Here is a 23,670-nt window from a genome sequence, read left to right on the forward strand (position 1 = left end):
ATCTGCCATCCTGCTATCTCTTTTTGCGATCGCTGACTGATCACGGCCTGGGGAGGTCGTGGTCGGTTAATTTCGCCTATCGCTATATACAACAATATATAACGTCGCCAGGCCCGCCACTGCCATGGCCGACTCAGGAGCAGTAATGAAGCCGCTAACACCGCGCACCGTGATGGTTGCCGTCGCAGCCCTCGGTGCTCAACCCGCTGTCGCCGAACAGAACAACACCTTCAACCTCGGCGAAATCCAGATTTCCGCACCACGGGACGAAACGCTGTCCACGGGTGGTAGCGTCATCGACTTGAAAGACATTCGCCTGCACGACCGCGAGACCGTCGGTAGCGCGCTGACATTGGCCCCTGGGGTCAACCTCGGTTACATCGGTGGTCGCGCCGAGCAGGTGGTATTCGTACGTGGTTTCGATCGCCTGCAAGTGCCGGTGTTCATCGACGGCATCCCCACCTACGTGCCTTACGACGGCAACATCGACCTGGGCCGTTTCACCACCTACGACCTGTCACGCATCCAGGTGGACAAGGGCTTCGCCTCGCTGCTGTACGGCCCCAATACCTTGGGCGGGGCGATCAACCTGGTGACCCGCCGCCCCACGCAAGCGTTCGAGGGCGAAGTGGGTGGGGGGCTGGAGCTGACCGATCACGGTAACGTGAACGCCTACCGCAGTTACGCCAACGTGGGTTCCAACCAGGGCCTGTGGTGGGTTCAGGGCGGCGTGTCGTATGTCGATTACGACTACACCCTGCTGCCCGATGACTTCAAGCCAACCAACAACCAGCAGGGCGCGGGGCGGCGCGAGAACAGCAACCACCGCGACAGCAAATTCAGCTTCAAAGTGGGCTTCACCCCCAGTGAAACCGACGAGTACGTGCTCGGCTACGTTCAGCAGGAAGGCAGCAAGGGCCAACCACCGTATGCCGGCGACCTGCCGACCACCGGCCAACGTGCGCGCTGGTGGGAGTGGCCGCGGTCGGACAATACCAGTGTGTTCATCGCCACCAAGACCGGCTTTGGCGAGCACGCCCTGAAAACGCGCGTGTACCACGACACCTTCAAGAACTCGCTGGAAAGCTTCACCTATCGCAATGGCGTGGTCGGCGCTTTGCAGTCGGGCTTCCCCAGCAAATACGATGACGAGAGCAGCGGCTTCTCGGTGGAAGGCGACCTCGCCTTGAGCGAGGCCAACCGCCTGGGCATTGCCTATCACTTCAAAGACGATGTGCATCGCTCGCGTGATGGCGCCAACCCCCAGACCCACTTCCGCGACCAGACTCAATCGATTGCCCTGGAAGACACGCTGCGCCTGAACGACATCTTCAGCGTGGTGGGCGGCGTCTCGTACAACTACCGCAAGAGTCTGGATGCGCAGAACTACGGCACCAACGCCAGCTCGCCATCGCAGGCCACGCGCTATGACGAACCCACCGGCAGCAACGACGCCGTCAACGCGCAACTGGGCCTGTTCGCCAATACCAACCCGCTACTGGGCACCCACGACGACGGCCAACTGCGCCTGACCGTGGCACGCAAAAGCCGCTTCGCGACCATCAAGGACCGCTACTCGACGCGCTTCGGCACGGTGATCCCCAGCCCCGACTTGAAGTCTGAGCGGGCGACTCACTATGAGCTCGGCTACAGCGGCCAGATCGCCCCGCAATGGAAGCTGGACGCCGCGCTGTTCGTAGCCAACATCGAGGACTCCATTCAAAACGTCACGGTGCCCGCGCAACCTAACTGCGCCGCGCCCTGTGGCCAGTACCAGAACATTGCCAAAGCGCGAAACCAGGGTGTGGAGCTTGGCATCAACGGCGACCTGGGCAACTGGGAGTTGGCGGCAAACTACACCTGGCTCGACCGCGAGAACCTCAGCGACCACGACCTGCACCCAACCGACACCCCACGCCACAGCGCGTTCGGCTCGGCCTCGTGGCATCTGGGCGACTGGCAACACACCGCCAGCGTGGAGGCCGCATCACGTCGCTACAACACCTCGGACGGCAACCAGATGGCGCCCGGCTACGCGGTGTACAACCTCAAGAGCGGCTACCGGTTCAGCAACGATGTGCTGATCGAGGGCGGCATTCGCAACCTGTTCGACCGGCTGTATGAGTACAGCGAGGGCTACCCTGAAATGGGCCGTCAATACTTCGTGCAATTCAATGTGCCGCTGTAACCGCTGGCTAGCGGGCCTGCTGCTGACGGTCAGCACGCTGCTGAGCGCTGCCCCGCAAACCGTGGTGGTCATGACCAGCTACCCCGAGGAGGTGATGACGCGGATCGAGGATGGTTTTGCTCAAGCCAACCCGGGCTATCGCCTGCACATCCTCTGGCGCCAGGGCTTCGATACCCTGCCCTATCTGCTGCAAGCACAGCAGGGGGGGGTCGATGTCTATTGGGCACCGTCGCCGGGCAACTTCGCCCGGCTGGCGAAAGCCGGTAGCTGGCAACCCCTGGGGATCAGCCTGAAGGGCCTGCCGGCACAGATCGGTGGATTGTCATTGCGTGACCAACGGCAGCTCTACCAGGCAACCGAGCTCGCGGGCTACGGCTTTGCCATCAATGCCACGTCGCTGGGCGAGCTGGGGGTTCCGACACCAAGGGACTGGCCAGACTTGCTCGACCCACGACTGCGCGGGCGCATTGCGCTGCCAGACCCAGGCCGGGTCGGCTTTGCACCGGTCCTGCTGGATATTGTCTTGCGTGCCTATGGCTGGGAACGCGGCTGGGCCCTCTGGAGTGAACTGGCCGGCCAAGCGCGCTTGGTGACGCGGGGTGGAACCTTGGTCAGTGATGAAGTGACCAGCGGGCGTGCAGCAGTCGGTTTGTCGATCGATTTTTTTGTCGCTTCGGCCAAAGCCAATGGCGAGCCCGTGGATTTCGTCTATCCGGCCCATGGCGGCCTTAACCCAGCCTTCATCGCCATTACCGCCCACAGCCAGGCATTGGCCGGTGCCCGGGCGTTTGTGCAGTTCGTGCTGTCGGAAGCAGGCCAAGGGCTGCTGGCCGATGCCGACATCCGCAAACTGCCCGTTCGTCCCAGTGTTTATCGGCATTTGCCAGCGGACTACCATGACCCGTTCGTAGCTGCGGGCCTGGGTGCCTATGACTACGGCAACGGCAGCTCGCGCGAACGCCTGGCCTTGATCAGCTCATTGTTCACCCAATGGCTCGGCATGCCCCATGAAGCCTTGGGCGAGCTCTGGGCTCGGCTGCACGCGGCCGAAGCAGCTGGGCTGGACGTCACCGCCATACGCCAACAGTTGACCGCACCGCCCCTGGATGCTGAACACGCCGAAGCGAAGCCCTTACTGGCACTGTTCGCGGCGCGCCAGGACCAGGGCATGGCGCAAGCGCCGGCCACCGACGCGGACCAACTCGGCCGCCGGGAAATCAGCTGGCAGTTCCAGGCCGCGCTACACCGGGCAGAGGCAGCCCGTTTGCTCGATGGCTTGGGGCAGTGACTGGCGTGCGCGCCGCTTGGTTGATGATGGGTGTGCTGACGAGCCTGCACGCCAGCGCCGAGACCACGCACACGGCGGCCAACCGTGAAGCCTACGCCCAACCGTTCAGCGGGCTGGACGAAGGCCAACTGGAACGCTTCTTCCGCGGGCGCAGCCTGTTTCGCCAGGCCTGGGTGGTTGCACCGTCCCGAGACGAGGCGGTGGATGGCCTTGGGCCGCTGTACAACCGGGTGTCGTGCATCGCCTGCCACCCCAAGAACGGCCGCGGCCAGGCACCTGAACACGGGCAGCCGATGCGCAGCATGTTGCTGCGCTTGTCCCTGCCGGGGCACGATGACCATGGCGGGCCAAAGCCACACCCCATCTACGGCGATCAGCTGAACGACCAGGGGGTGCCTGGCGTGCCAGGTGAAGGGCGCGCCCATGTGCACTGGGAGGAGCAGGCGGTGCAGCTGGGGGATGGCAAAACCGTCATGCTGCGCAAGCCGCGTGTCGAGCTGCGTGAGCTGGCTTATGGGCCATTGGACGCAGTGTTAACCTCGGCACGCGTGGGTTCGCCAGTTATTGGCCTCGGCTTGCTGGAGGCTATCGATGAGCGCACCCTGCACGCCATGGCCTCCGAAGCCAAACCAGATGGCGTGACGGGGCAGGTCAATCAGGTGTGGAGTGTCGAGCGACAACGCACCGAGGCAGGCCGCTTTGGCCTCAAGGCCAACCAGCCGGACCTGCGCCAACAGATCGCCCACGCCATGCTGGGTGATCTTGGCATCACCTCCCCGCTCGCCCCCGTGCAGAACTGCACGCCCACTCAACAGGCCTGTGCCCACGCGGCGCACGGCGGCGAGCCGGAGCTGGACGCCCTGCAACTCGGCGACCTGCATTTCTACCTCGCTCACCTGGCCGTACCGGCCCGTCGACAACAGGCCGAACCTGCGGTCATTGAGGGCGAAAAACTGTTCGCTGCCAGTGGCTGCACCGCCTGCCACCGCCCCGAGCTGATCACCGGCACACACCCGCTTTATCCAGCCCTGACACAGCAACGCATCGCGCCTTATACCGACCTGTTACTGCACGACATGGGCCCAGGCCTGGCCGATGGCCGTGAAGACGCTCTCGCCAACGGCCGGCAGTGGCGCACGGCGGCGCTGTGGGGGCTTGGCCTGAGCGAACGGATTACCCCCGGCAGCGGCTATCTGCACGACGGCCGAGCGCGCACCCTGGAAGAAGCGATTGTCTGGCATGGCGGTGAGGCAGAAGTGGCCCGGCAACGCTATGTGGCGCTGGGCAAGGGCGAGCGGCAGGCGATACGTGCGTTTCTTGAATCTTTGTAGCGCTTGCAAAAAAACTACAGCCCGCACGACAATAAGATTCATTACCACTCGCGAACCATTCCATCACCATGCCCGCCAACGATCTATCCCTGCGTAGCGCCGTCAATGATCTGTACTGCGAACATCACGGCTGGCTCAATGGCTGGCTGCGAAAACGCCTGGGCAATGCGTTCGATGCCGCCGACCTGACGCAGGACACCTTCGTGCGGGTGATCAATGCACGCAGTGCGCTGGATATTCGCGAGCCACGCCCCTACCTGTCGCGAATCGCCAAGGGCCTGCTGATCGATCTGTTCCGACGGCGCTCACTGGAGCAGGCCTACCTGGAGGCCTTGGCTAGCCTGCCGGAGGCGTTGCAGCCTTCGCTGGAGGAACAGGCGATCCTGTTGCAGGCACTGGTAGAAATCGACCGCCTGCTGCAAGGGCTTGGCCCGAAGGTGAAGCAGGTGTTCATGCTGTCGCAGCTCGACGGCCTGACCTACCCGCAGATTGCCGAGCACATGAACATCAGCGTGCGCAGCGTCAACAACTACATGGCCAAAGCCATGGAGCATTGCTGTTTGATGCAGTTGCAACTGGCATGAGCCTGTCGCCCGCCGAATTGAACGCCATCAGTGTCGCCGCGCGCTGGTACGCGCGGCTGCACTCCGGCATCGCCACCGACGCCGACCGCAGCGCCTGGAACGACTGGCTGGTTGCCGACCCGGCCCACCGTCAGGCCTGGCAACGCATGGCCGCCGTGGGCGAGCAGATGGCCCGCGTGCCCGGTGCCCTGGCGGCCCCTGCCTTGCGCGGCGCCGGGCGCTCTCGGCGCCAGCTGTTGCGCAGTGTCGTGATACTGGTGCCGGCCACTTCGCTGGGCTGGCTGGGTTGGCGCAGCGACACCTCGCAACAACTGCTGGCCGACTACCGCACCGCTGTGGGTGAACGCCGCGCGTTTCGTTTGCCCGATGGCGGCTCCCTGCTGCTGAACACCGACACGTCGGTGAACCTCAAGTACGACGGCCAGCAACGGGTGCTGGAACTGTTGCGCGGCGAAATTCTGGTCACCACGGCGGCCGACCCCGCGCAACGGCCGTTCATTGTGCGCACCCGGCATGGCCAGGTACGGGCGCTGGGCACGCGTTTTCTGGTTCGCTCCCAAGCCTTGGAGGGTGACGTGGCCGTGCTCGAGAAGGCGGTGGAAGTGAGGGCATCCAGCGGTGCTTTGGCAGTGCGTGTGGAAGCTGGGCAATCCATTGCGTTTTCTGACCGTTCGGTGGGCTCAATTCGGCGCAATGACGCCTCTGCAGGGGCCTGGCAACAAGGCAGCATCATCGCCTTGGATCGCCCCTTGGGTGAACTGCTGGCGGACCTGTCGCGCTATCGCACCGGGGTGCTGCGCTGTGATCCACGCATTGCCCAGTTGAAGGTTTCTGGCGCGTTCCCCATCGATGACACCGACCGGGCATTGGCGGCACTGGAAACCGGGTTTGCGCTGCACGTCACGCGCTACAGCCGTTTTTGGGTCACCGTATCGCCGCCCCCTCCCCCAGCGGGCTGAAAAAACTTTCGCGGGTTTTGCACTTTTCTTACACGACATTCGGCTCATCCCCCAAAGGCTTCTATTGATCGTTTTCAGGGGGGAGGATAGGTATGTCTGCTGTGTTCAAGCGTGGTCGTCTGGCGACTGCAATAAATGTCGGGCTGTTGGCGGCAACCACCGCCGGTGCCTGGCCCATGACGACGTATGCAGCGCCGCAGCCGACGCAGCAAAATGCCGTCCGGTCGTACAATATTGCGGGGGGCAGCCTGACTGAAGTCCTCAGCCGCTTCGCCAGTGCGGCGGGCGCTGCGATTTCGTTCGATGCCCGGCAAACAGACGGTTTGCAGAGCCCCGGCCTCAAAGGTGCGTTCGGTGTCAGCGAGGGATTTACCCAGATTCTGGCAGGCAGCGGCCTGCAGGCCGAGCCGCGGTCAAACGGCACTTATGTGCTGCAGGCGGTGCCGTCGTCGGGCTCGGCGCTGGAGCTGGGGGCCACCAACATCACCAGCCAGGTGCTGGGCGCAACCACTGAGAACAGCGGCTCGTACACCACGGGCGCGGTGACCATCGGCAAGGGCGAGCACTCGCTCAAGGAGACGCCGCAATCGGTCACGGTGATGACGCGCAAGATGATGGACGACCAGAACCTGTACACCATCGATCAGGTCATGGAAAAGACGCCCGGCATCACCGTGTACGACTCGACCATGGGCGGCAAATACTTCTATTCGCGCGGGTTCCGCATGTCGGGCCAGTACCAGTACGACGGTGTGCCGCTGGACATGGGCAACCTCTATGTCCAGGCCGACAGCTTCAGCAGTGACATGGCCTACTACGACCGGGTCGAGGTGTTGCGCGGCGCAGCCGGCATGATGAAAGGGTCGGGCGGTACCGCTGGCGGGGTGAACTTCGTGCGCAAGCGTGGCCTGGCGGCGGCGCATACCGACATCACCCTGTCCGGCGGCAGTTGGGACAACTACCGCGGGCAGCTCGACACCGGTGGGCCGCTGAACGCAGCCGGCACCTTGCGTGGCCGGGCAGTCGTGGCGGAGCAGAGCCGGCATTACTCGGTCGACGATGCCAACCGCAAGGACCAGGTGTACTACGGCGCCCTCGACGTCGATGTCAGCCCCGACACGACTTTGGGCCTAGGCGTTGCCTACGAGGACGTGGATGCCAACCCCTGCTGGGGCGGCCTACCACGCTATCGGGACCGCAGCGATCTGAACCTCAGCCGCTCGACCTGCCTCGACCCTTCGTGGAATACCTGGCGCAGCCAGCGCACCACGGTGTTCACCGACCTTACCCACCAGCTCGACGAAGACTGGAAGCTCAAGGTGGCGAGTGTTTATACAAAGAACACCCAGGACATCAAGTACGCCTTCGCCTCCGGTGCGGTGACGCCTGGCATCGATACTACTGGCATGTTGGGCAGTATGTATGACTATGACCAGGTCGATTACGGCCTGGATGCGTATGTGGATGGCAAGTTCGCTGCCTTCGGCCAGCAACATGAACTGGTGCTGGGCATGAACGCCAGCCGCTCGAAGAAAGATGACTTCTACTCGGTGGCGTTCCTTGCGCAACGGCAGAACGTGTTCAACCCCGACAAGTTCATCCCTGAGCCAGATGACAGCTACTTCATCGAGCACTCGTCGCGCGGTGGCCCGGTCAAGTCCGTGACCACACAAAAAGGCCTCTACTCGACCCTGCGCCTGAAACTGGCCGACCCATTGACCCTGGTGATGGGGGGCCGGGTGAGTTGGTATAACGCCGAGACCGATACCGTCTTCATCGACACCGCCACGCCGCCGCAGCACTCCAACGCCCGCGAGACCGGGCAGGTCACACCCTTTGCCGGCGTGCTGCTGGACCTGAACGAAAACCTGACGGCCTACGCTAGCTATTCGGACATCTTCACCCCGCAAGGCAGCTACCGGGACGAACAAGGTTCGGCGCTCAAACCGCTGGTGGGCCAGAGCTATGAACTGGGGATCAAGGGGGCCTGGTTCGACGGGCGTTTGAACGGCGCCTTCAACCTGTTCCGCACCCTTCAGAAGGACCAGGCGCAGACCGACTACAACTCGTCGTGCCCCTCCTCGGATGGCTACTGCTATGTCAACGCTGGCAAGGTCCGCGCTCAGGGTTTCGAAGCCGAGATCAGTGGTGAAGTCATCGAGCGCCTGCAATTGCTGGCGGGCTACACCTACACGCAGACCAAGACCCTCGACGATATCGACACCAGCCTGAACGGCGCGGCGTTCAACAGCTATGTGCCTCGGCACGTGCTGCGCCTGTGGGGCGAGTACGCACTCGGTGGCGCTTTTGAGCGGTTCAGCCTGGGTGCCGGGGTGAATGCGCAGAGCGATAACTTCCGGGTTTCGCCTGCCAGTGGCGAGAAGATCAGCCAGGCGGGGTACGCGGTGTGGAATGGCCGGATCGGTTACCGGATCGACGATACCTGGTCGGTGGCGGTTAACGGCAACAACCTGTTCGACAAGCGTTATTACGCCAGTATCGGGACGGAGACGTTTGGTAATTATTATGGGGAACCGCGTAATTTCATGGTGTCGGTCAAGGCCAGTTTTTGATGTGAGGGGTGGGTGGCGGTAGATTGAGATAGGGCCGCCAGGTGCATGGGGATGGATTTGCAGCGCCTATCAGATCGAGCGCCGCGCGGGCGGCGCTCGATCTCATAGGCACTGCAAAGCTCAAGACATGCACCCACACCCAATCATCAAAAATTCTGACAACAATCGTCTTCCATCATCAGCCAAAACGGGCATAAATTCCCTACCGTCAACCCCAGCACCAACGGTAGAGCCCAATGCCCAGCCACCACCAAACGCCCGCCTCCCCTGCCCTGGACATCCTGATCCAGCGCTCCGCCCTGCCCAGCCCTGCGCTCAGCGAGGCCCAGGCACACGCCTTGCTGCAGGCGCACTACGGCCTGGCGGGCAGCCTGTCATCGCTGGGCAGCCAGCAAGACTTGAACTTCCGCGTGGATGCCGCCCAGGGCCGTTTCGTGCTCAAGGCCTGCCACGGCAGCTATGCCCAGGTCGAACTGAAGGCGCAGCATGCCGCGCTGGCGTACCTGCGCGAACAGGGCTTGCCGGTACCCGCAGTGCGCCCGGCGCAAAACGGGCAGGCATTGCTGGCCCTGGACATCGACGGGCAACCGCTGCGGGTACGCCTGCTCGACTACATCGACGGCCAACCGCTGACCCGCCTCAAGCACATGGCGCCGCGCCTGATTGCCGAGCTGGGCGGGCTGTGCGCGAAAGTGGATCAAGCCTTGGCCGAATTTGACCACCCTGGCCTGAGCCGCACCCTGCAATGGGACCCACAGCACGCGCAGGCGTTGATCCAGCACCTGCTGCCGGTGCTGCAGGACGCCGGGCAACGCGCCCGTGTCGAGCAAACCACTCAACTGGCCGCCGAGCGCCTGGCGCCGCTGGTGGAGCAGCTGCCAAGCCAAGCTGTGCACCTGGACATCACCGATGACAACGCCGTGTGGGCCCGCGATGACGAACGCCAGTGGCAGGTGCAGGGCGTCATCGACTTCGGCGACCTGCTGCGCACCTGGCGCATTGCCGACCTCTCGGTGACCTGCGCGGCGCTGCTGCACCATGCCGAAGGCGACCCACTGCGCATTCTGCCGGCGGTGCGGGCCTACCAGGCCCTCAACCCGCTGAGCGAAGCCGAGCTGCGTGCCCTGTGGCCACTGGTGCTCAACCGCGCTGCGGTGCTGGTGCTGAGCAGCGAGCAACAGCTGGCCGTAGACCCGGGCAACCAGTACATCCGCAACAACATCGCCCACGAATGGGAGATTTTCGACACGGCTACTGCCGTGCCTTTCGCGCTGATGGAGGCGGCTATTCTGCTGGCGGCCGGTATTCAACCCAGCCGGCCCGACCTGGCCAGTTGCGCGCCCCTGCTGCCTGAACGGGTCGGCCAGCCAGTGGCTCGCCTCGACCTGGGCGTGCTCAGCCCGCACTGCGAAGCGGGCAACTGGGAACAACCAGGCTTCGACCAACGCCTGCTGGCAGCACAACCGACCCCGGCGTGCACGCTGCATGGCCAGTACCGCCTGTCACAAACCCAAATCGACCGTGCTGAAGAACCTGCTACCTGCGCGCTGGGTGTCGAATTGCATGTGCCCAACGCCAGCACCGTGCAGGCGCCGCAGGCCGGTACCTGGCAGCGCCATGGCGATGGCCGCGGTTGCCTGCGCACCCCCTACTGGAGCTTGTGGCTAGGTGGCCTGGAGGATGCTCCGGCAGAGGGGCAGCCCCTGGCAAAAGGTCAAAAACTGGGCAGCAGCGGTGGCTTGCTCAGCATTCAGCTGTGCCTGGATAACGACACCCAACCGCCGTTTTTCGCCACCCCCTCCCAGGCCGCTGCCTGGCTGGCGCTGTGCCCGTCGCCTGCCGCGCTGCTGGGCTTTGATTGCGACGCCGAACCGCTGCCCGATGCACAGGCGCTGCTGGCACGTCGTGATGCCAGCTTCGCCCGTTCGCAAAAGCACTATTACGCGCAACCGCCCCATATCGAACGCGGCTGGCGCAATTACTTGATCGACATGCAGGGCCGGTCTTACCTGGACATGCTCAACAACGTGGCCGTGCTTGGCCACGGGCACCCACGCATGGTGGCGGAATCGGCGCGGCAGTGGTCGCTGCTGAACACCAACTCGCGCTTCCACTACGCGGCCATCGCCGAATTCTCCGAACGCCTGTTGAAGCTGGCGCCAGCAGGCTTTGACCGGGTGTTCCTGGTCAACAGCGGCACCGAGGCCAACGACCTGGCCATCCGCCTGGCCTGGGCCTACAGCGGCGGGCGCGACCTGCTCAGCGTGCTGGAGGCCTACCACGGCTGGTCGGTGGCTACAGACGCCATTTCCACTTCTATCGCCGACAACCCGCAAGCCCTGGAAACCCGGCCAGACTGGGTGCACCCGGTCGAGGCACCGAACACCTTCCGTGGGCGCTTCCGGGGTGCCGACAGTGCCGCCGACTACCTGCGCGACGTCGACGCCAAGCTGGCTGACCTCGATGCCCGTGGTCGCCAACTGGCCGGTTTCATTTGCGAGCCGGTGTACGGCAACGCCGGGGGCATCTCGCTGCCAGCGGGCTACCTGCAGGACGCCTACACCAAGGTGCGCGCCCGCGGTGGCGTGTGCATCGCCGACGAGGTGCAGGTGGGTTATGGCCGACTGGGCGAGTACTTCTGGGGCTTCGAAGAGCAAGGGGTGGTGCCCGACATCATCACCATGGCCAAGGGCATGGGCAACGGCCAGCCGCTGGGGGTGGTGATCACCCGCCGCGAAATCGCCGAGGCGCTGGAGGCGCAGGGCTACTTCTTCTCATCGGCGGGGGGCAGCCCGGTCAGTTGCCGCATCGGCATGGCGGTGCTGGACGTGATGCAAGAGGAAGGGCTGTGGGACAACGCCCGCGACACCGGCCGCTACTTCAAGGCGCGCTTGCAGGCACTGGTCGACAAGCACCCGCTCGCAGGTGCGGCGCATGGCTCGGGCTTCTACCTGGGGCTTGAGCTGGTGCGCAACCGGCAGACGCTGGAGCCGGCGACCGAGGAGACCCTGCTGCTGTGCGACCGCTTGCGTGACCTGGGCATCTTCATGCAGCCGACTGGCGACTACCTGAACATCCTCAAGATCAAACCCCCGATGTGCACCACACGGGCGAGCGTGGACTACTTTGTCGACAGCGTGGACCGTATCCTGTCGGAAGATCTGTAACCTGCCCGTGAGGGATTGTTATAGGCTGTGAGGCCAGTGCCTTCGCACTATCCCGATCCCCTGTAGGAGCAGCCTTGCGCTGCGAAGAGGCCATAGGACCACGCAGTGAATTTTGCTGCTGTCACCGGCCTCTTCGCAGCACAAGGCTGCTCCTACACGCTACGCGGCTCAACCGATCAATCAGGTTTTCTGACAATGGCCTTCACCAGCGACTCACTTGCAGTTTTCCTGGCCGTACTGGAGGCAGGGTCGTTTTCCGCAGCAGCGCGCAAGCTGGGCCGCGTGCCTTCGGCCGTGAGCATGGCCATCGCCCAGCTGGAAGCCGAACTGGACCTGGCCCTGTTCGACCGGGCCACGCGTAAAGCCTTGCCAACCAGCGCCGCCTTGGCCCTCGAACCCCAGGCCCGGCAGGTGATCTGCCAGCTCAACCTGCTCGACGCCCAGGCCCTACAGCTGCACAAAGGGCTGGAAAAGCGCCTGACCATCGCCATGGCACCCGAGCTGCAAACCGGCCGCTGGAGCCAACCGCTGGAAACCCTCGCGCAAGAATTCCCAAGCCTTGAGATCGAAGTGCGTTCGGCCACGCAAGCCGAAGCGATTCGTTTGCTGCATGACGGCAGCGTGCAGCTGGCGCTGGTTTTCGAACGGCCCGGCATCGATGAGCGTGAGTCGTTTCTTGAAGCCGGCAGCCAGTTGCTGGTCGCCGTCGCGTCCCCCCGCCACCCCGCCGGGCGCAACAGCGGCACGCCACTGCCTGAAGAAGCCTTCGCCGAGCAACGGCAAATCATCGTGGCCTCCGGCAAAGCCACCGGCTCCGACCCGCGCATGGTGTTGTCGCGACGCATCTGGCTGACCGACAGTTATCTGGCTACGCTGGATCTGGTGCAATCCGGCCTGGGGTGGGCCTACCTGCCGCAGCCGCTGGTCGAACCGTTGATTGCCTCGGGCGCCTTGGCCGAGGTGCGCTTCGACAACATGGCCAGCCGCTTACGGCTGTGGGTCGACATCATCTGGGTCAAACCGCGGCCCCTGGGCCTGGGCGCGCGGCGTTACCTGGAAGTCGTACGGCAACTGTTCGAAAAGGAGCCGCCAAGGGCCTGAGCACGCGCAATGGCCGTCCGGCCGACAACCCGCGGGCACGCCCGCAAGCGAGGCAAACATGCGTCCTTTGATTAGAGCGTTCTACCTGCTGTCGCTTTTCACCTTCGCCAGCCTCGCCCAGGCGGCCGAAACCCCCAGGCAGATCGTCGACGCCTACATGGCAGCCTGGAACGCCCATGACGCCGAAAAGGCCGCCAGCTACCTGGCCAAGGACGCCGAGTACTTCGACGTCACCGTCGGCACCCCTCAAAAGGGCCGTGAAGCCGCACGCGACAACGTGATCAAAGTGTTCGTGGGCGCCGTGCCAGACCTCAAATGGAAGATCAACGGCACGCCGATCGTCGACAAGGACGGCATCGCCTTCCAGTGGACCTTCAGCGGCACCAACACGGGCGCCTGGGACGCGCAAACGCCCGCCACCCACAAAGCACTGTCGTTCGATGGCGTGAGCTATGTGAAGGTCAAAGACGGCAAGATCATCTACCAAGGGGACTACTACGACGCCCTCGGCTTGCACAAGCAGTTGGGGTGGTAACAGCGGCCGGCATCATCAGGCGGGCGCGACCAACCGGTAGCCGACGCCCGCCTCGGTGATGATGAAACGCGGCGCCATGGGGTCATCCCCGAGTTTTTGCCGCAGGTGCCCGACCACGATCCGCAGGTAGTGGGTATCGTCCACATGGGTCGGCCCCCAGATGTCCTTGAGCAACTGCTGCTGGGTAATCACCCGGCCCGGGTGCCCGGCCAGCTGGGCCAGCAACGCATATTCCTTACGGGTCAGCGCCACCTCGACGCCCTCCAGGGTCACGCGGCGGAAGGCAAAGTCTACGGTCAACGGCCCAAAATTGGCCGCCACCTCGCCCCCGCCGGCCTGCGGAACCTGGCGCAGCAAGGCGCGCACCCGCGCCAGAAACTCCTGAATACCAAACGGTTTGGTCACGTAGTCATTCGCGCCGCCGTCCAGCGCATCGACCTTCTGCACCTCACTGGCACGCACCGACAGCACCAGCACCGGCACTGCGCTCCATTCACGCAGCTCGCGCAGCACTTGCTGGCCGTCCATGTCCGGCAGGCCGAGGTCGAGCACCACCAGGTCGGGCTTGCCCAAGGCGGCCTGCGCCAGGCCCTCGCTGCCAGTGGCGGCCTCGATCACCTTGTAGCCCTGGGACGTCAGGCTGATGCGCAAAAACTTGCGGATCTGCGGTTCGTCGTCGATGACCAGGAGGGTGGCGGTCTGGCTCATGGGGCTTCGCTTTCGGCTTCAGGTTGAGGGGGCAGCGGCAAGCATAAAGTGATGCCGGTGCCCTGGCCATCGATCCCTTCGCCCACCAGGATCTGCCCGCCATGAGCGCCGATCATGCCCTGGCAGATCGCCAGGCCCAGGCCAGTGCCCTGCCCGCCCCGGTCACCGCGGGCGGCGGTGTAGAACATGTCGAAAATCTTCTCCCGCTCGGCCACAGGAATGCCGGGGCCCTGATCGCTGACGGCAATGCGCAGTTGTTCGCCCTGCACAGACACCTGCAGTTCCAGCCGACCCTGGGCCGGCGAGAAGCGTGCAGCGTTCTCCAGCACGTTGACCAGGGCCTGCTCGATCAGTGCCGCATGCACGAACAGCAATGGCAGCTCGGCCGGCACATCGGTGTGCACGCGCAGGGGTGCAAGCACCACCCACAGGCGGTTCAGCGCACTGCCGACGATGTCTGCGGGGGCCACCCAGTCGCGGGCCAGTTTTAGGCCGCCATGGCCCAGGCGGGTCATGTCGAGCAGGTTCTGGATGTAGCGGTCCAGGCGCTCGGCCTCGTTGCGCGTGCCTTCCAGCAGCTCGCGGCGGTCGTCCTCGGGGATCGCCTCACCCAGCGCCAGCAAGCTGTCGATGCTGCCGCGCATGGCGGTCAAGGGCGTGCGCAGGTCGTGGGAGACCGAGGCTAACAAGGCGCTGCGCAGTTGCTCGGTTTCGCCATGCAGGCGCGCCGCTTCCAATTGTTCGGCCAGCCGGGCGCGGGCCAGGGCTTGGGCCAGGGGTTGGCCGAGGGCCATGAGCAGGCGCCGGCGCTGGGCGCTGAGCGGTTCGCCAGAACGCGGGCGCACGCCGAGCAGGGCCAGCGGATGGTCTTCGACTGCCAGCGGCCACCACCACCAGCGGCCATTGGGCAAGGTATCGCTGCCATGGCCCGCCGCCTGCCCGTGCTGCCAGGCCCACTCGGCGGCGGCGCGCTCGTTGTCACTGAAGCCCTGGGCCTCACCACTGGCCAGGTGCAGCTGGCCTTCGGGGTTACGTTCGAGCACGCAGACTTGCACATCCTGCCAACCGTCAAGGTGTTGGCCGGCGGCGTTGAACACCGCTTGGCGGTCGGCGGCAACGGTCAAGCGGCGGGATAAATCAAGCAACTGGTTGGTCTGCGCCTGCGTCTCGCGCAGCGCCTGCAACTGGCGGCGCTGGCGGGCCGCAAGGTTGCCGGTGAGGGCCGCCATCAGCAGGAAGAACACCAAGGTCAGCACGTCTTCTTCGCGCTGGATACTGAACGAGAAATTGGGCGGGATGAACAGGAAGTCGTAGGTCAGAAACGACAGCGCGGCGCAGGCCAAGGCCGGCCCCAGGCTGCTGCGCACCGCTACCAGCAGCACGGCGGCAAGGAACACCAGGGAGATATTGGGCAGCGCCAGCACGCTGGACACGGCCCACGACAAACCGGCCGCCAGCAGCGTGGCAACCAGGGCCAGCAGGTAGTGCCGCCACACCCATACCCGTTGCACCGCCGCACTGGCAGGGGCCGGCTGGGCATCGCGGTCGAGCACGTTGATCTCCAGGCCGTGGCTTTCGCGCAGCAGCCGCGCCGCTACACCGGCGCCGAAGAAGCGACGGCGCAAGCGATCACGCGACTGCCCCACCAGCACCAGGCTGGCCCGCCGCTCGCCGGCATGCTGGATCAGCGTGTGCGCCACTTCACCGGCGCGCAGCAGCACCACTTCGCCGCCCAGGCGCTCAGCCAGTTGCTGCGCGGCTTGCAGGCGTTGGCGTGCAGCTTCGTCGCGCAGCTTACCGTTGTCGACATGCACCAGGCTCCAGGGCAGGTGCCGGCGTTGCGCTACGCGGCTGGCGTGGCGCACCAAGCGTTCGGCCTGGTCGTCGCCATCGATGCCCACCAGCAGGCGCCCGCGCAGGGCCGGAGCCTCCTGGCCACGCTGGCGGTAGCCGTGGGCCAGGTCGGCGTCGACCTGGGCGGCGGCGGTCTGCATGGCCAGCTCGCGCAATGCGGTGAGGTTGGTCTGGGAAAAATAGGCATCGATCGCAGCCCGCGCCTGCTCGGGCACGTACACCTTGCCTTCGCGCAGGCGCTCCAGCAATTCGCGCGGTGGCAGGTCGATCAACACCAATTCGAAAGCTTCCTGCAGTACCCAGTCCGGCAGGGTTTCGCGCACCTGCACGCCGGTGATGTCGCGGACTTTGTCGTTGAGGCTTTCCAGGTGCTGGACGTTGACCGTGGTGTACACGTCGATGCCGGCGGCGAGCAGTTCCTGAACGTCCTGCCAGCGCTTGGCGTGGCGGCTGCCGGGGGCGTTGGTGTGGGCCAGTTCGTCGACCAGGGCCAGCGCAGGTGCGGCCTTGAGCAGGCCGTCGAGGTCCATTTCCTCAAGGGTGACGCCGCGGTACTCGCTGCGCAGCAGGGGCTGCTGGGGCAGGCCACCAAGCAGCGACTCGGTTTCGGCACGGCCATGGGTTTCGACGACCCCGGCCAGCAGGTGTACGCCCTGGCGTTGCTGGCTGTGGGCGGCTTGCAGCATGGCGTAGGTCTTGCCCACACCCGGTGCGGCGCCGAGGAACACCTTCAGCCTGCCGCGGCCTTCGTGCGGGAGGTTGGCCAACAACGCGTCTGCGCGGGCGGAATCACTCATGTTTCATCCTTCGATTGTGCGGCGATCGGTGAAGCTGGGCCTGCTTTGCAGGCCTTCGCGGGTAAGCCCGCGCCTACAGGGACCTCACAGCCCTTGCGAACGGTGCGATACCTGTGGGAGCCGGCTTGCCGGCGATTGGGCCGCAAAGCGGCCCCAAGCTCACTGCCCCAACCTCTCCAAGGCCTGGTTCAGGGCCAGAACATTGACCACAGGCGGCCCGATCAATGGGTGGAGGGTGGCCTCTTCCACCAGGGCTTGCAAGCGCTCAACGGGCACCTTGCGAGCCGCTGCCACACGCGCTACCTGATAAGCCACCGCCTCCGGCGGCAAATGCGGGTCCAGGCCACTGCCCGAGGTGGTCAGCAAGGCTTGCGGCACAGGCCCTTGCTCAGCCCGGTACAGCTTCGCGGCCTCGCTGCCTACCCGCTCGGCCAGCGCCGGGTTGCTCGGCGACAGGTTGCTGGCACTGCTGGCAACCGTGGCATAAGCCCCTGCCGAGGGCCGCGAATGGAACCAGCCATCGCCCTGGAAATCCTGGGCGATCAGTGCCGAGCCGCGCACCTCGCCACGTGCGTCACGCACCAGGCTGCCATTGGCCTGTTCAGGGAAGGCGACCTGGGCAATACCGGTCACCGCCAACGGGTACAACGCGCCGGTGACCAGCGTCATCAGCAAGGCCAGGCTCAAGGCCGGGCGTACATAGGTGTTCATGGCGGCCTCCTCAGACCAGGTGCAAGGCATTGAGCAGCATGTCGATCAGCTTGATCCCGGCGAATGGCACGATGATCCCGCCCAGCCCGTAGATCAGCAGGTTGCGCCGCAGCAGGTGGGCCGCGCTCGCCGCGTGCACGCGCACACCGCGCAGCGCCAGCGGGATCAACACGATGATGATCAGCGCGTTGAACACGATCGCCGACAAGATCGCGCTCTGCGGGCTGGCCAGGTGCATCAGGTTGAGCACGCCCAGCTGCGGGTAGATGGCCGCGAACAACGCCGGCAGGATGGCGAAGTACTTGGCCACGTCGTTGGCAATCGAGAAGGTGGTCAAGGCGCCACGGGTCACCAGCAGTTCCTTGCCCACCTGGACCACGTCCAGCAGCTTGGTCGGGTCGCTGTCCAGGTCGACCATGTTGGCCGCCTCACGGGCTGCCTGGGTACCGTCGTTCATGGCCATGCCCACATCGGCCTGGGCCAGCGCCGGGGCGTCGTTGGCGCCGTCGCCGCACATGGCGACCAGGCGGCCGTCGTTTTGCTCCTGACGGATGCGCGCCAGCTTCTTCTCTGGGGTGGCCTCGGCCAGCACGTCATCGACCCCGGCCTCGGCGGCAATGGCAGCGGCGGTCAGCGGGTTGTCACCGGTCACCATCACGGTGCGGATGCCCAGCTTGCGCAGCTCTGCAAAGCGCTCGCGAATACCGGGCTTGACCACGTCCTTGAGGTGGATCACCCCAAGCAAGCGCTGGTCGACACACACCAACAGCGGCGTGCCGCCACTCTGGGCAATGCGCTCGACCTCGCGGGCCAATGCCGGCGGCATTTCCAGCCGTAGCAGGCCAACGAATGCCAGCACCGCATCGACAGCACCCTTGCGGTAGCGGTGCTGCTGGAAGTCGACACCCGACAACCGCGTCTCGGCGCTGAAGGCGATCGGTTCGAGCTGCTGCCCGGAGGGTTCGACGAAGTCGTGCAACTGGCGCAGGTACTCGACGATCGATTTGCCCTCGGCCGTGTCATCGGCCAGCGAGGCAAACAAGGCGCCCTCCCCCAGCTCCTTGGCGGTGACGCCTGGCGCGGCATGCAGCGCGCTGCAGCGGCGGTTGCCGAAGGTGATGGTGCCGGTCTTGTCGAGCATCAGGGTGTGCACGTCGCCCGCAGCTTCCACCGCGCGCCCGGAGCGGGCAATGACATTGAGCCGGACCAGGCGGTCCATGCCGGCAATACCAATGGCCGACAGCAAGCCGCCGATGGTGGTGGGGATCAACGTCACCAGCAGTGCGGCCAGGAAGATCAACGGCAGGCTACCGCCGGCAAAGTGGGCGAACGGCTGCAGGGTCACGACCACGATCAGGAAGATCAGGGTCAGGCCGATCAGCAGGATATCCAGGGCGATCTCGTTGGGCGTTTTCTGCCGTTTGGCCCCTTCGACCAAGGCGATCATGCGGTCCAGGGTCGATTCGCCAGGGTTACTGGTGATACGGATCAGCAACCAGTCAGACACCAGCCGCGTGTTGCCGGTGACCGCCGAGCGGTCGCCGCCGGACTCGCGGATCACCGGGGCGGACTCACCGGTGATGGCCGCCTCGTTGACCGCCGCGATGCCTTCGATCACCTCACCATCACCCGGGATCAGTTCACCCGCGATCACCTTGACCACATCGCCCTTGCGCAGCGCGGTCGCGGCAACCGTTTCGAAAGCGCCAGCGCTGTCGCGACGCTGGGCGCTCAGCCCCTGGCTCCCAGCCTTGAGGCTGTCGGCGCGGGCCTTGCCACGGCCTTCGGCGAGGGCTTCGGCAAAGTTGGCGAACAGCACGGTAAACCACAGCCACAGGGCAATTTGCACCGCCACTGTTGTGCTCACGCCACTGCCGGGGGAAAAACACAAAACAGTGGTCAGCGCGGCAGTCAGCGCCACCACCAGCATCACTGGCGAGCGCTTGAGCTGCCGAGGGTCCAGTTTAACGAAGGCCTGGATCAGGGCCGGGCGCCAGAGCGCGGCGAAGCGGGTCTGGTCCTTGGCGCTGTGGGGGGCTTTTACTTCAGGAATGGGCATGTTCATGGTGGTTCCTCAGAAGCCCAGGCTCAGGTGTTCGGCAATTGGCCCGAGGGCCAAGGTCGGCAGGAAGGTCAGGCCACCCACCAACAGGATGGTCACCAGCAACAGGCCGGTGAACAGCGGGCCATGGGTGGGGAAGCTGTTCAGCCCCTGGGGTGCGCTCTTTTTCGCCGCCAGGCTGCCGGCCAGGGCCAATATCGGCAGGATGTAGCCGAAGCGGCCGACCAGCATGGCCAGGCCGATCATCAGGTTGTGGTAGACCGTGTTGGCACCAAAACCGGCAAAGGCCGAACCGTTGTTGGCGGTGCCGGAGGTGTAGGCGTACAGCAGTTGGCTAAAGCCATGGGCACCGGGGTTACTCACCGCCGCCGCCGGGCCCGGCAGGCTGGCGGCGATGGCGCCCAGCACCAGCACGCCGACCGGCATCACCAGCAAGGTCGCCACCAACAGTTGCACCTCACGCGCCTGCAGCTTCTTGCCCAGGTATTCCGGGGTACGACCAATCATCAGCCCGGCCAGGAACACGGCGATAAGCACAAATAACAGCATGCCGTAGAGCCCTGCACCGACGCCGCCGAAGATCACCTCGCCGACCATCATGTTGACCATCGCAACCATGCCGGTCAGCGGGTTGAGGCTGTCGTGCATGGCATTGACCGAGCCATTGGAGGCTGCCGTAGTGGTCACTGTCCACAGCACCGAACCGGTGGTGCCGAAGCGGCTTTCCTTGCCTTCGAGCGGCGCGCTTTGCTGCACCTGCGCGCTCTGCAGGGCCGGGTTGGGCTGGTATTCGGACCACAGCGCTGTAGCCCCACCGATAAGGAACAGGCTCAGCATGCAGGCAAGAATCGCCCGGCTCTGGCGCAGGTCTTTCACGTAATGGCCGAAGGTGAACACCAGCGCCGCCGGGATGAGGATGATCGACGCCACCTCGAACAGGTTGCTCCAGGCCGTGGGGTTTTCGAAGGGGTGTGCCGCGTTGACGCCGAAGAAGCCGCCGCCGTTGGTGCCCAACTGCTTGATGGCGATCTGGCTGGCGGCCGGGCCGAGCGGGATGGTCTGGTCAGTGCCTTGCAGGGTCAGTGCGTGCGCATAGTCGGCAAAGGTCTGCGGCACACCCTGCCACACCAGCAACAGCGCCAGCACCAGGCACAGGGGCAACAAGCCATAGAGCGTGGCGCGGGTCATGTCGACCCAGAAGTTACCCAATGTGGCGGCCGAACGGCGGGCAATGCCGCGGCACAGGGCCACAAGTACTGCCAGGCCAGTGGCAGCACTGACAAAGTTCTGCACCGTCAGGCCCAGCATCTGGCTCAGGTAGCTGACCGATGACTCGCCGCTGTAAGCCTGCCAGTTGGTGTTGGTGACGAAGCTTACGGCGGTGTTGAACGCCAACGACCATTCCTGCCCGGGCAGTTGCTGTGGGTTGAGCGGCAAGTAGCCTTGTAACAGCAGTACGGCAAACAACAGCAGGAAGCCGGCCAGGTTGAAGGCCAGCAACGCCAGGGTGTATTGCTTCCAGTTCTGCTCCTGGTCGGCGCGTACGCCTGCCAGTCGATAGCAGGCCTGCTCTACCGGGCCCACCACCGGTGACAGCCAAGTGCGCTGGCCTTCCATCACCTTGTAGTAGAACCGCCCGAGCCAGGGTGCCGGTAGCAGCACGATGGCGAAAAACGCCAGTAACAAGGCAAAGTCGTAACTGTGCATGGCCACTCCCTAGCTGCGATCGGCGCGCAGCAGCGCCATCAGCAGGTAAATCGCCAATGCCACTGCCAGCAGCAGTGACAGCCCGTCGAGCATGTTCATGTGTGGAGCTCCCCGTGGTGCGGCGCTTGGGCCGCTTTGGGGAGATTGTCCGAGGGAGGGGCGTAAAGGGGCGAGATCGAGGGATGGATCAGCGCATAAAGAATGCGTAAAAACGCAGCCCGTTCAAAGGCGCTACGGTGTTTGCTGACCGGCGTTGCGGCTCCAGTCCAGCAGCAGGCTATACCCCACCGCCAGCAAAGTCGGCCCAATGAACAGGCCAATGAAGCCAAAGGCGATCAACCCGCCGAACACACCGAGCAGCACGATGACCAGCGGCAGGTTGCCGCCACGGCTAATCAGGTAGGGCTTGAGCACGTTGTCCACGCCGCTGATGACGAAGGTGCCCCAGATGCCCAGGAACACCGCCATGCCGTACTCCCCTTTCCACGCCAACCAGGCAGTCGCGGGGATCCACGCAAGGGGTGGCCCCATGGGGATCAGGCTGAGCATGAAGGTCACCAGGCCCAGCACGATGGCCCCGGGGACGCCGGCAATCAGGAACCCGATCAGCGCAAGCAAGGCCTGGGCCGCTGCCGTGCCAATGACACCGTTGACCACGCGTTGCACGGTGCCCGCCACCAGGTCCAGGTAGTACTCGGCGCGATCGCCGGTCAAGCGCTGCAACAGGCGCAGCACGAACGCCGACAAGCGCGGGCCGTCACGGTAGAAGAAGAACACGAAGACCAGGCTCAAGCTCAGTTCGAGCATGCCGCTGCCGATCTGCGCACTGCGCGCCAGCAACCAGTTGCCCACCTGGCCCAGGTAAGGTTTGATCGAAGCGATCAAGGCCGCACCTTGCTGGTCGAGCGACTGCCACCAATTGACCATGCGCTCACCCACCAGGGGGATGCTGCCCAGCCAGGCCGGCGCCTCGGGCAGGCCATCCACCTGCACATCACGGACAAACGCCGTGGCATCACGGATGTGATCCGCCAGGTTGAAACCCAGCCATACCAGCGGCAACGCCACGATAAGGATCCAGGCCGCCGTCAGCAGGCTGGCGGCCAACGTTTCGCGCCCGCCCAGCGCGCGCGTCAGCAAGCGCATCAGCGGCCAGCTGGCAAAGGCCAGAATGGCACCCCACAGCAGCGCAGAAATGAACGGTGCCATGACCCACAAGGCAGCGCCGAGCAACGTCAACAGGACGATCTGGATCAGCAGGCGGTCATTATTGGCCATGGCGGTGCTCGTTCAACGGATCAGTTCCAGGTGCAGGCCATCGGTGGGGGCGCTGCCAACCTCGAGCCGGTTGCTGCGCACGCCCGCCTTGACCAGTTGCTCACGCCACGCTTCGGCCTCTTTGCCGCTGAGGCTGGCGCGCAAGGTGCTGTCCAGGTTGAGGCAACGCCCCAACAACGCCACCCAGGCAGGTTGCGGCGTGCTCAGGTCAGGGTAGTCGAGCTTGCCGGTGTCGCGCATTTCACGCAGCACCGTGCCGGCCGTGGGCAGCAGCTCACCCAGCGGGCTGGCAGCGACGAACTCTTCCACGTGCAGGTAGGCGCGGCGGTTGCCGCGGGTGACGCTGTACAACGCCACCAGTGTGTCGGCCTCTTCTGCAGAACGGCGCAGGAGGATGAACGCCTGTTGCTCGTCACCGCCATTGAGCCGTGCATTGGCGAATACATCATTGGCCCAAAGGCTGGCCTCGCCGCAGTCGCGGCCCTGGCACCAGAACAACGGGTAACCCCCGTCGTGTTGCAGTGTTTCGCGGGCGCTGGTGAACGCCTCGCGGGCCGTGCGCTCCACCGGCAGTTCATAGGTGACCGAGCTGACCTGGCCACGGCTTTCGACTTTGTCGTCGACCCGCAGGCGGCCGCTGATCTTGCGCAAAGGCCCCATGGGGTACACGCGCTCCTGCTCCACCGCAGGGCGTTGGTCGACCACTTTGGCATCCACGGGAACGGGCAGGCTACCCGCCCACAGCAAGGGGCTGGCGAGCACGAAGCAGGCAGCGAGGGTAGTACGGAGGGTTACGGGCGCGCTCATCGGCAGCCCAGTCGGCGCGG

General features: G+C 64.8%; 17 protein-coding genes. 9 read left to right on the top strand and 8 right to left on the bottom strand.

The features are described 5' to 3' along the window. The first annotated feature begins 145 nt into the window (after window positions 1-145). The 9 genes from LOY53_RS18010 (at window position 146) to LOY53_RS18050 (ending at window position 13,726) form a co-directional block, all read left to right on the top strand. Entirely contained in the window at window positions 146-2,188 is a 2,043-nt protein-coding gene (locus tag LOY53_RS18010; RefSeq protein ID WP_258703094.1) for a TonB-dependent siderophore receptor, read from the top strand. After that, entirely contained in the window at window positions 2,175-3,476 is a 1,302-nt protein-coding gene (locus tag LOY53_RS18015; RefSeq protein WP_258703095.1) for an ABC transporter substrate-binding protein, read from the top strand. Before LOY53_RS18010 ends, LOY53_RS18015 begins: the two co-directional genes overlap by 14 nt. Next, the gene (locus LOY53_RS18020) at window positions 3,473-4,807 is read left to right on the top strand and encodes a di-heme oxidoredictase family protein (RefSeq protein WP_258703096.1); all 1,335 of its coding nucleotides are present in this window, start codon (window positions 3,473-3,475) and stop codon (window positions 4,805-4,807) included. Before LOY53_RS18015 ends, LOY53_RS18020 begins: the two co-directional genes overlap by 4 nt. A gap of 68 nt (window positions 4,808-4,875) precedes the next feature. Next, entirely contained in the window at window positions 4,876-5,391 is a 516-nt protein-coding gene (locus LOY53_RS18025; protein ID WP_258703097.1) for a sigma-70 family RNA polymerase sigma factor, read from the top strand. Beyond that, window positions 5,388-6,350 carry a FecR domain-containing protein gene (locus tag LOY53_RS18030; protein ID WP_258703098.1) on the top strand — a complete coding sequence of 321 codons (963 nt, stop codon included), beginning with the start codon at window positions 5,388-5,390 and terminating at the stop codon, window positions 6,348-6,350. Before LOY53_RS18025 ends, LOY53_RS18030 begins: the two co-directional genes overlap by 4 nt. A 92-nt stretch (window positions 6,351-6,442) precedes the next feature. Then, the gene (locus LOY53_RS18035) at window positions 6,443-8,923 is read left to right on the top strand and encodes a TonB-dependent siderophore receptor (protein ID WP_258703099.1); all 2,481 of its coding nucleotides are present in this window, start codon (window positions 6,443-6,445) and stop codon (window positions 8,921-8,923) included. A gap of 236 nt (window positions 8,924-9,159) precedes the next feature. Continuing rightward, on the top strand, window positions 9,160-12,090 hold the full coding sequence (locus tag LOY53_RS18040; RefSeq protein ID WP_258703100.1) for an aminotransferase: 2,931 nt from the start codon (window positions 9,160-9,162) through the stop codon (window positions 12,088-12,090). 195 nt (window positions 12,091-12,285) lie between these two features. Next, on the top strand, window positions 12,286-13,191 hold the full coding sequence (locus LOY53_RS18045; protein WP_027592843.1) for a LysR family transcriptional regulator: 906 nt from the start codon (window positions 12,286-12,288) through the stop codon (window positions 13,189-13,191). A 58-nt stretch (window positions 13,192-13,249) separates the two neighbouring features. Continuing rightward, a complete protein-coding gene (locus tag LOY53_RS18050) occupies window positions 13,250-13,726 on the top strand; it encodes an ester cyclase (RefSeq protein WP_027592844.1) in 477 nt (158 codons plus the stop codon). 15 nt (window positions 13,727-13,741) lie between these two features. Here the strand turns inward: LOY53_RS18050 and LOY53_RS18055 are convergent, their stop codons facing one another. From LOY53_RS18055 to LOY53_RS18090, 8 genes are all read right to left on the bottom strand, one after another. Beyond that, window positions 13,742-14,434, bottom strand: a complete 693-nt coding sequence (locus LOY53_RS18055) for a response regulator (protein ID WP_252825175.1) — start codon at window positions 14,432-14,434, stop codon at window positions 13,742-13,744. Next, on the bottom strand, window positions 14,431-17,085 hold the full coding sequence (locus LOY53_RS18060; RefSeq protein ID WP_258703101.1) for a sensor histidine kinase KdpD: 2,655 nt from the start codon (window positions 17,083-17,085) through the stop codon (window positions 14,431-14,433). The genes LOY53_RS18055 and LOY53_RS18060 overlap by 4 nt, the downstream gene beginning before the upstream one ends. A 159-nt stretch (window positions 17,086-17,244) precedes the next feature. Continuing rightward, entirely contained in the window at window positions 17,245-17,796 is a 552-nt protein-coding gene (gene kdpC, locus LOY53_RS18065) for a potassium-transporting ATPase subunit KdpC (protein WP_186703915.1), read from the bottom strand. 10 nt (window positions 17,797-17,806) lie between these two features. Next, a complete protein-coding gene (gene kdpB / locus LOY53_RS18070) occupies window positions 17,807-19,861 on the bottom strand; it encodes a potassium-transporting ATPase subunit KdpB (protein WP_258703102.1) in 2,055 nt (684 codons plus the stop codon). Window positions 19,862-19,870: 9 nt separating this feature from the next. Beyond that, entirely contained in the window at window positions 19,871-21,565 is a 1,695-nt protein-coding gene (kdpA, locus tag LOY53_RS18075) for a potassium-transporting ATPase subunit KdpA (RefSeq protein ID WP_085272576.1), read from the bottom strand. A gap of 9 nt (window positions 21,566-21,574) precedes the next feature. Then, window positions 21,575-21,664 (bottom strand): K(+)-transporting ATPase subunit F, encoded by a 90-nt coding sequence (gene kdpF, locus LOY53_RS18080; RefSeq protein WP_033693985.1) that lies wholly within the window; start codon window positions 21,662-21,664, stop codon window positions 21,575-21,577. Between the two features lie 132 nt (window positions 21,665-21,796). Continuing rightward, window positions 21,797-22,843, bottom strand: coding sequence for an AI-2E family transporter (locus tag LOY53_RS18085; RefSeq protein ID WP_027592850.1), 1,047 nt, complete (start codon window positions 22,841-22,843; stop codon window positions 21,797-21,799). Between the two features lie 12 nt (window positions 22,844-22,855). Then, window positions 22,856-23,650 (bottom strand): DUF4892 domain-containing protein, encoded by a 795-nt coding sequence (locus LOY53_RS18090; protein ID WP_252825179.1) that lies wholly within the window; start codon window positions 23,648-23,650, stop codon window positions 22,856-22,858. Window positions 23,651-23,670: the final 20 nt, after the last annotated feature.

It is taken from the genome of Pseudomonas sp. B21-031, assembly GCF_024748985.1.
In the GTDB taxonomy this organism is placed as follows: domain Bacteria; phylum Pseudomonadota; class Gammaproteobacteria; order Pseudomonadales; family Pseudomonadaceae; genus Aquipseudomonas; species Aquipseudomonas kermanshahensis.

Coding starts and splice junctions, on each gene's coding strand:
- kdpA (WP_085272576.1), bottom strand. CDS start 21,565: ATGCACAGTTACGACTTTGCCTTGTTACTGGCGTTTTTCGCCATCGTG.
- LOY53_RS18085 (WP_027592850.1), bottom strand. CDS start 22,843: ATGGCCAATAATGACCGCCTGCTGATCCAGATCGTCCTGTTGACGTTG.
- LOY53_RS18035 (WP_258703099.1), top strand. CDS start 6,443: ATGTCTGCTGTGTTCAAGCGTGGTCGTCTGGCGACTGCAATAAATGTC.
- LOY53_RS18010 (WP_258703094.1), top strand. CDS start 146: ATGAAGCCGCTAACACCGCGCACCGTGATGGTTGCCGTCGCAGCCCTC.
- kdpC (WP_186703915.1), bottom strand. CDS start 17,796: ATGAACACCTATGTACGCCCGGCCTTGAGCCTGGCCTTGCTGATGACG.
- LOY53_RS18030 (WP_258703098.1), top strand. CDS start 5,388: ATGAGCCTGTCGCCCGCCGAATTGAACGCCATCAGTGTCGCCGCGCGC.
- LOY53_RS18025 (WP_258703097.1), top strand. CDS start 4,876: ATGCCCGCCAACGATCTATCCCTGCGTAGCGCCGTCAATGATCTGTAC.
- LOY53_RS18015 (WP_258703095.1), top strand. CDS start 2,175: ATGTGCCGCTGTAACCGCTGGCTAGCGGGCCTGCTGCTGACGGTCAGC.
- LOY53_RS18050 (WP_027592844.1), top strand. CDS start 13,250: ATGCGTCCTTTGATTAGAGCGTTCTACCTGCTGTCGCTTTTCACCTTC.
- kdpF (WP_033693985.1), bottom strand. CDS start 21,664: ATGAACATGCTCGACGGGCTGTCACTGCTGCTGGCAGTGGCATTGGCG.
- LOY53_RS18055 (WP_252825175.1), bottom strand. CDS start 14,434: ATGAGCCAGACCGCCACCCTCCTGGTCATCGACGACGAACCGCAGATC.
- LOY53_RS18060 (WP_258703101.1), bottom strand. CDS start 17,085: ATGAGTGATTCCGCCCGCGCAGACGCGTTGTTGGCCAACCTCCCGCAC.
- LOY53_RS18040 (WP_258703100.1), top strand. CDS start 9,160: ATGCCCAGCCACCACCAAACGCCCGCCTCCCCTGCCCTGGACATCCTG.
- LOY53_RS18045 (WP_027592843.1), top strand. CDS start 12,286: ATGGCCTTCACCAGCGACTCACTTGCAGTTTTCCTGGCCGTACTGGAG.
- LOY53_RS18090 (WP_252825179.1), bottom strand. CDS start 23,650: ATGAGCGCGCCCGTAACCCTCCGTACTACCCTCGCTGCCTGCTTCGTG.
- kdpB (WP_258703102.1), bottom strand. CDS start 19,861: ATGAACATGCCCATTCCTGAAGTAAAAGCCCCCCACAGCGCCAAGGAC.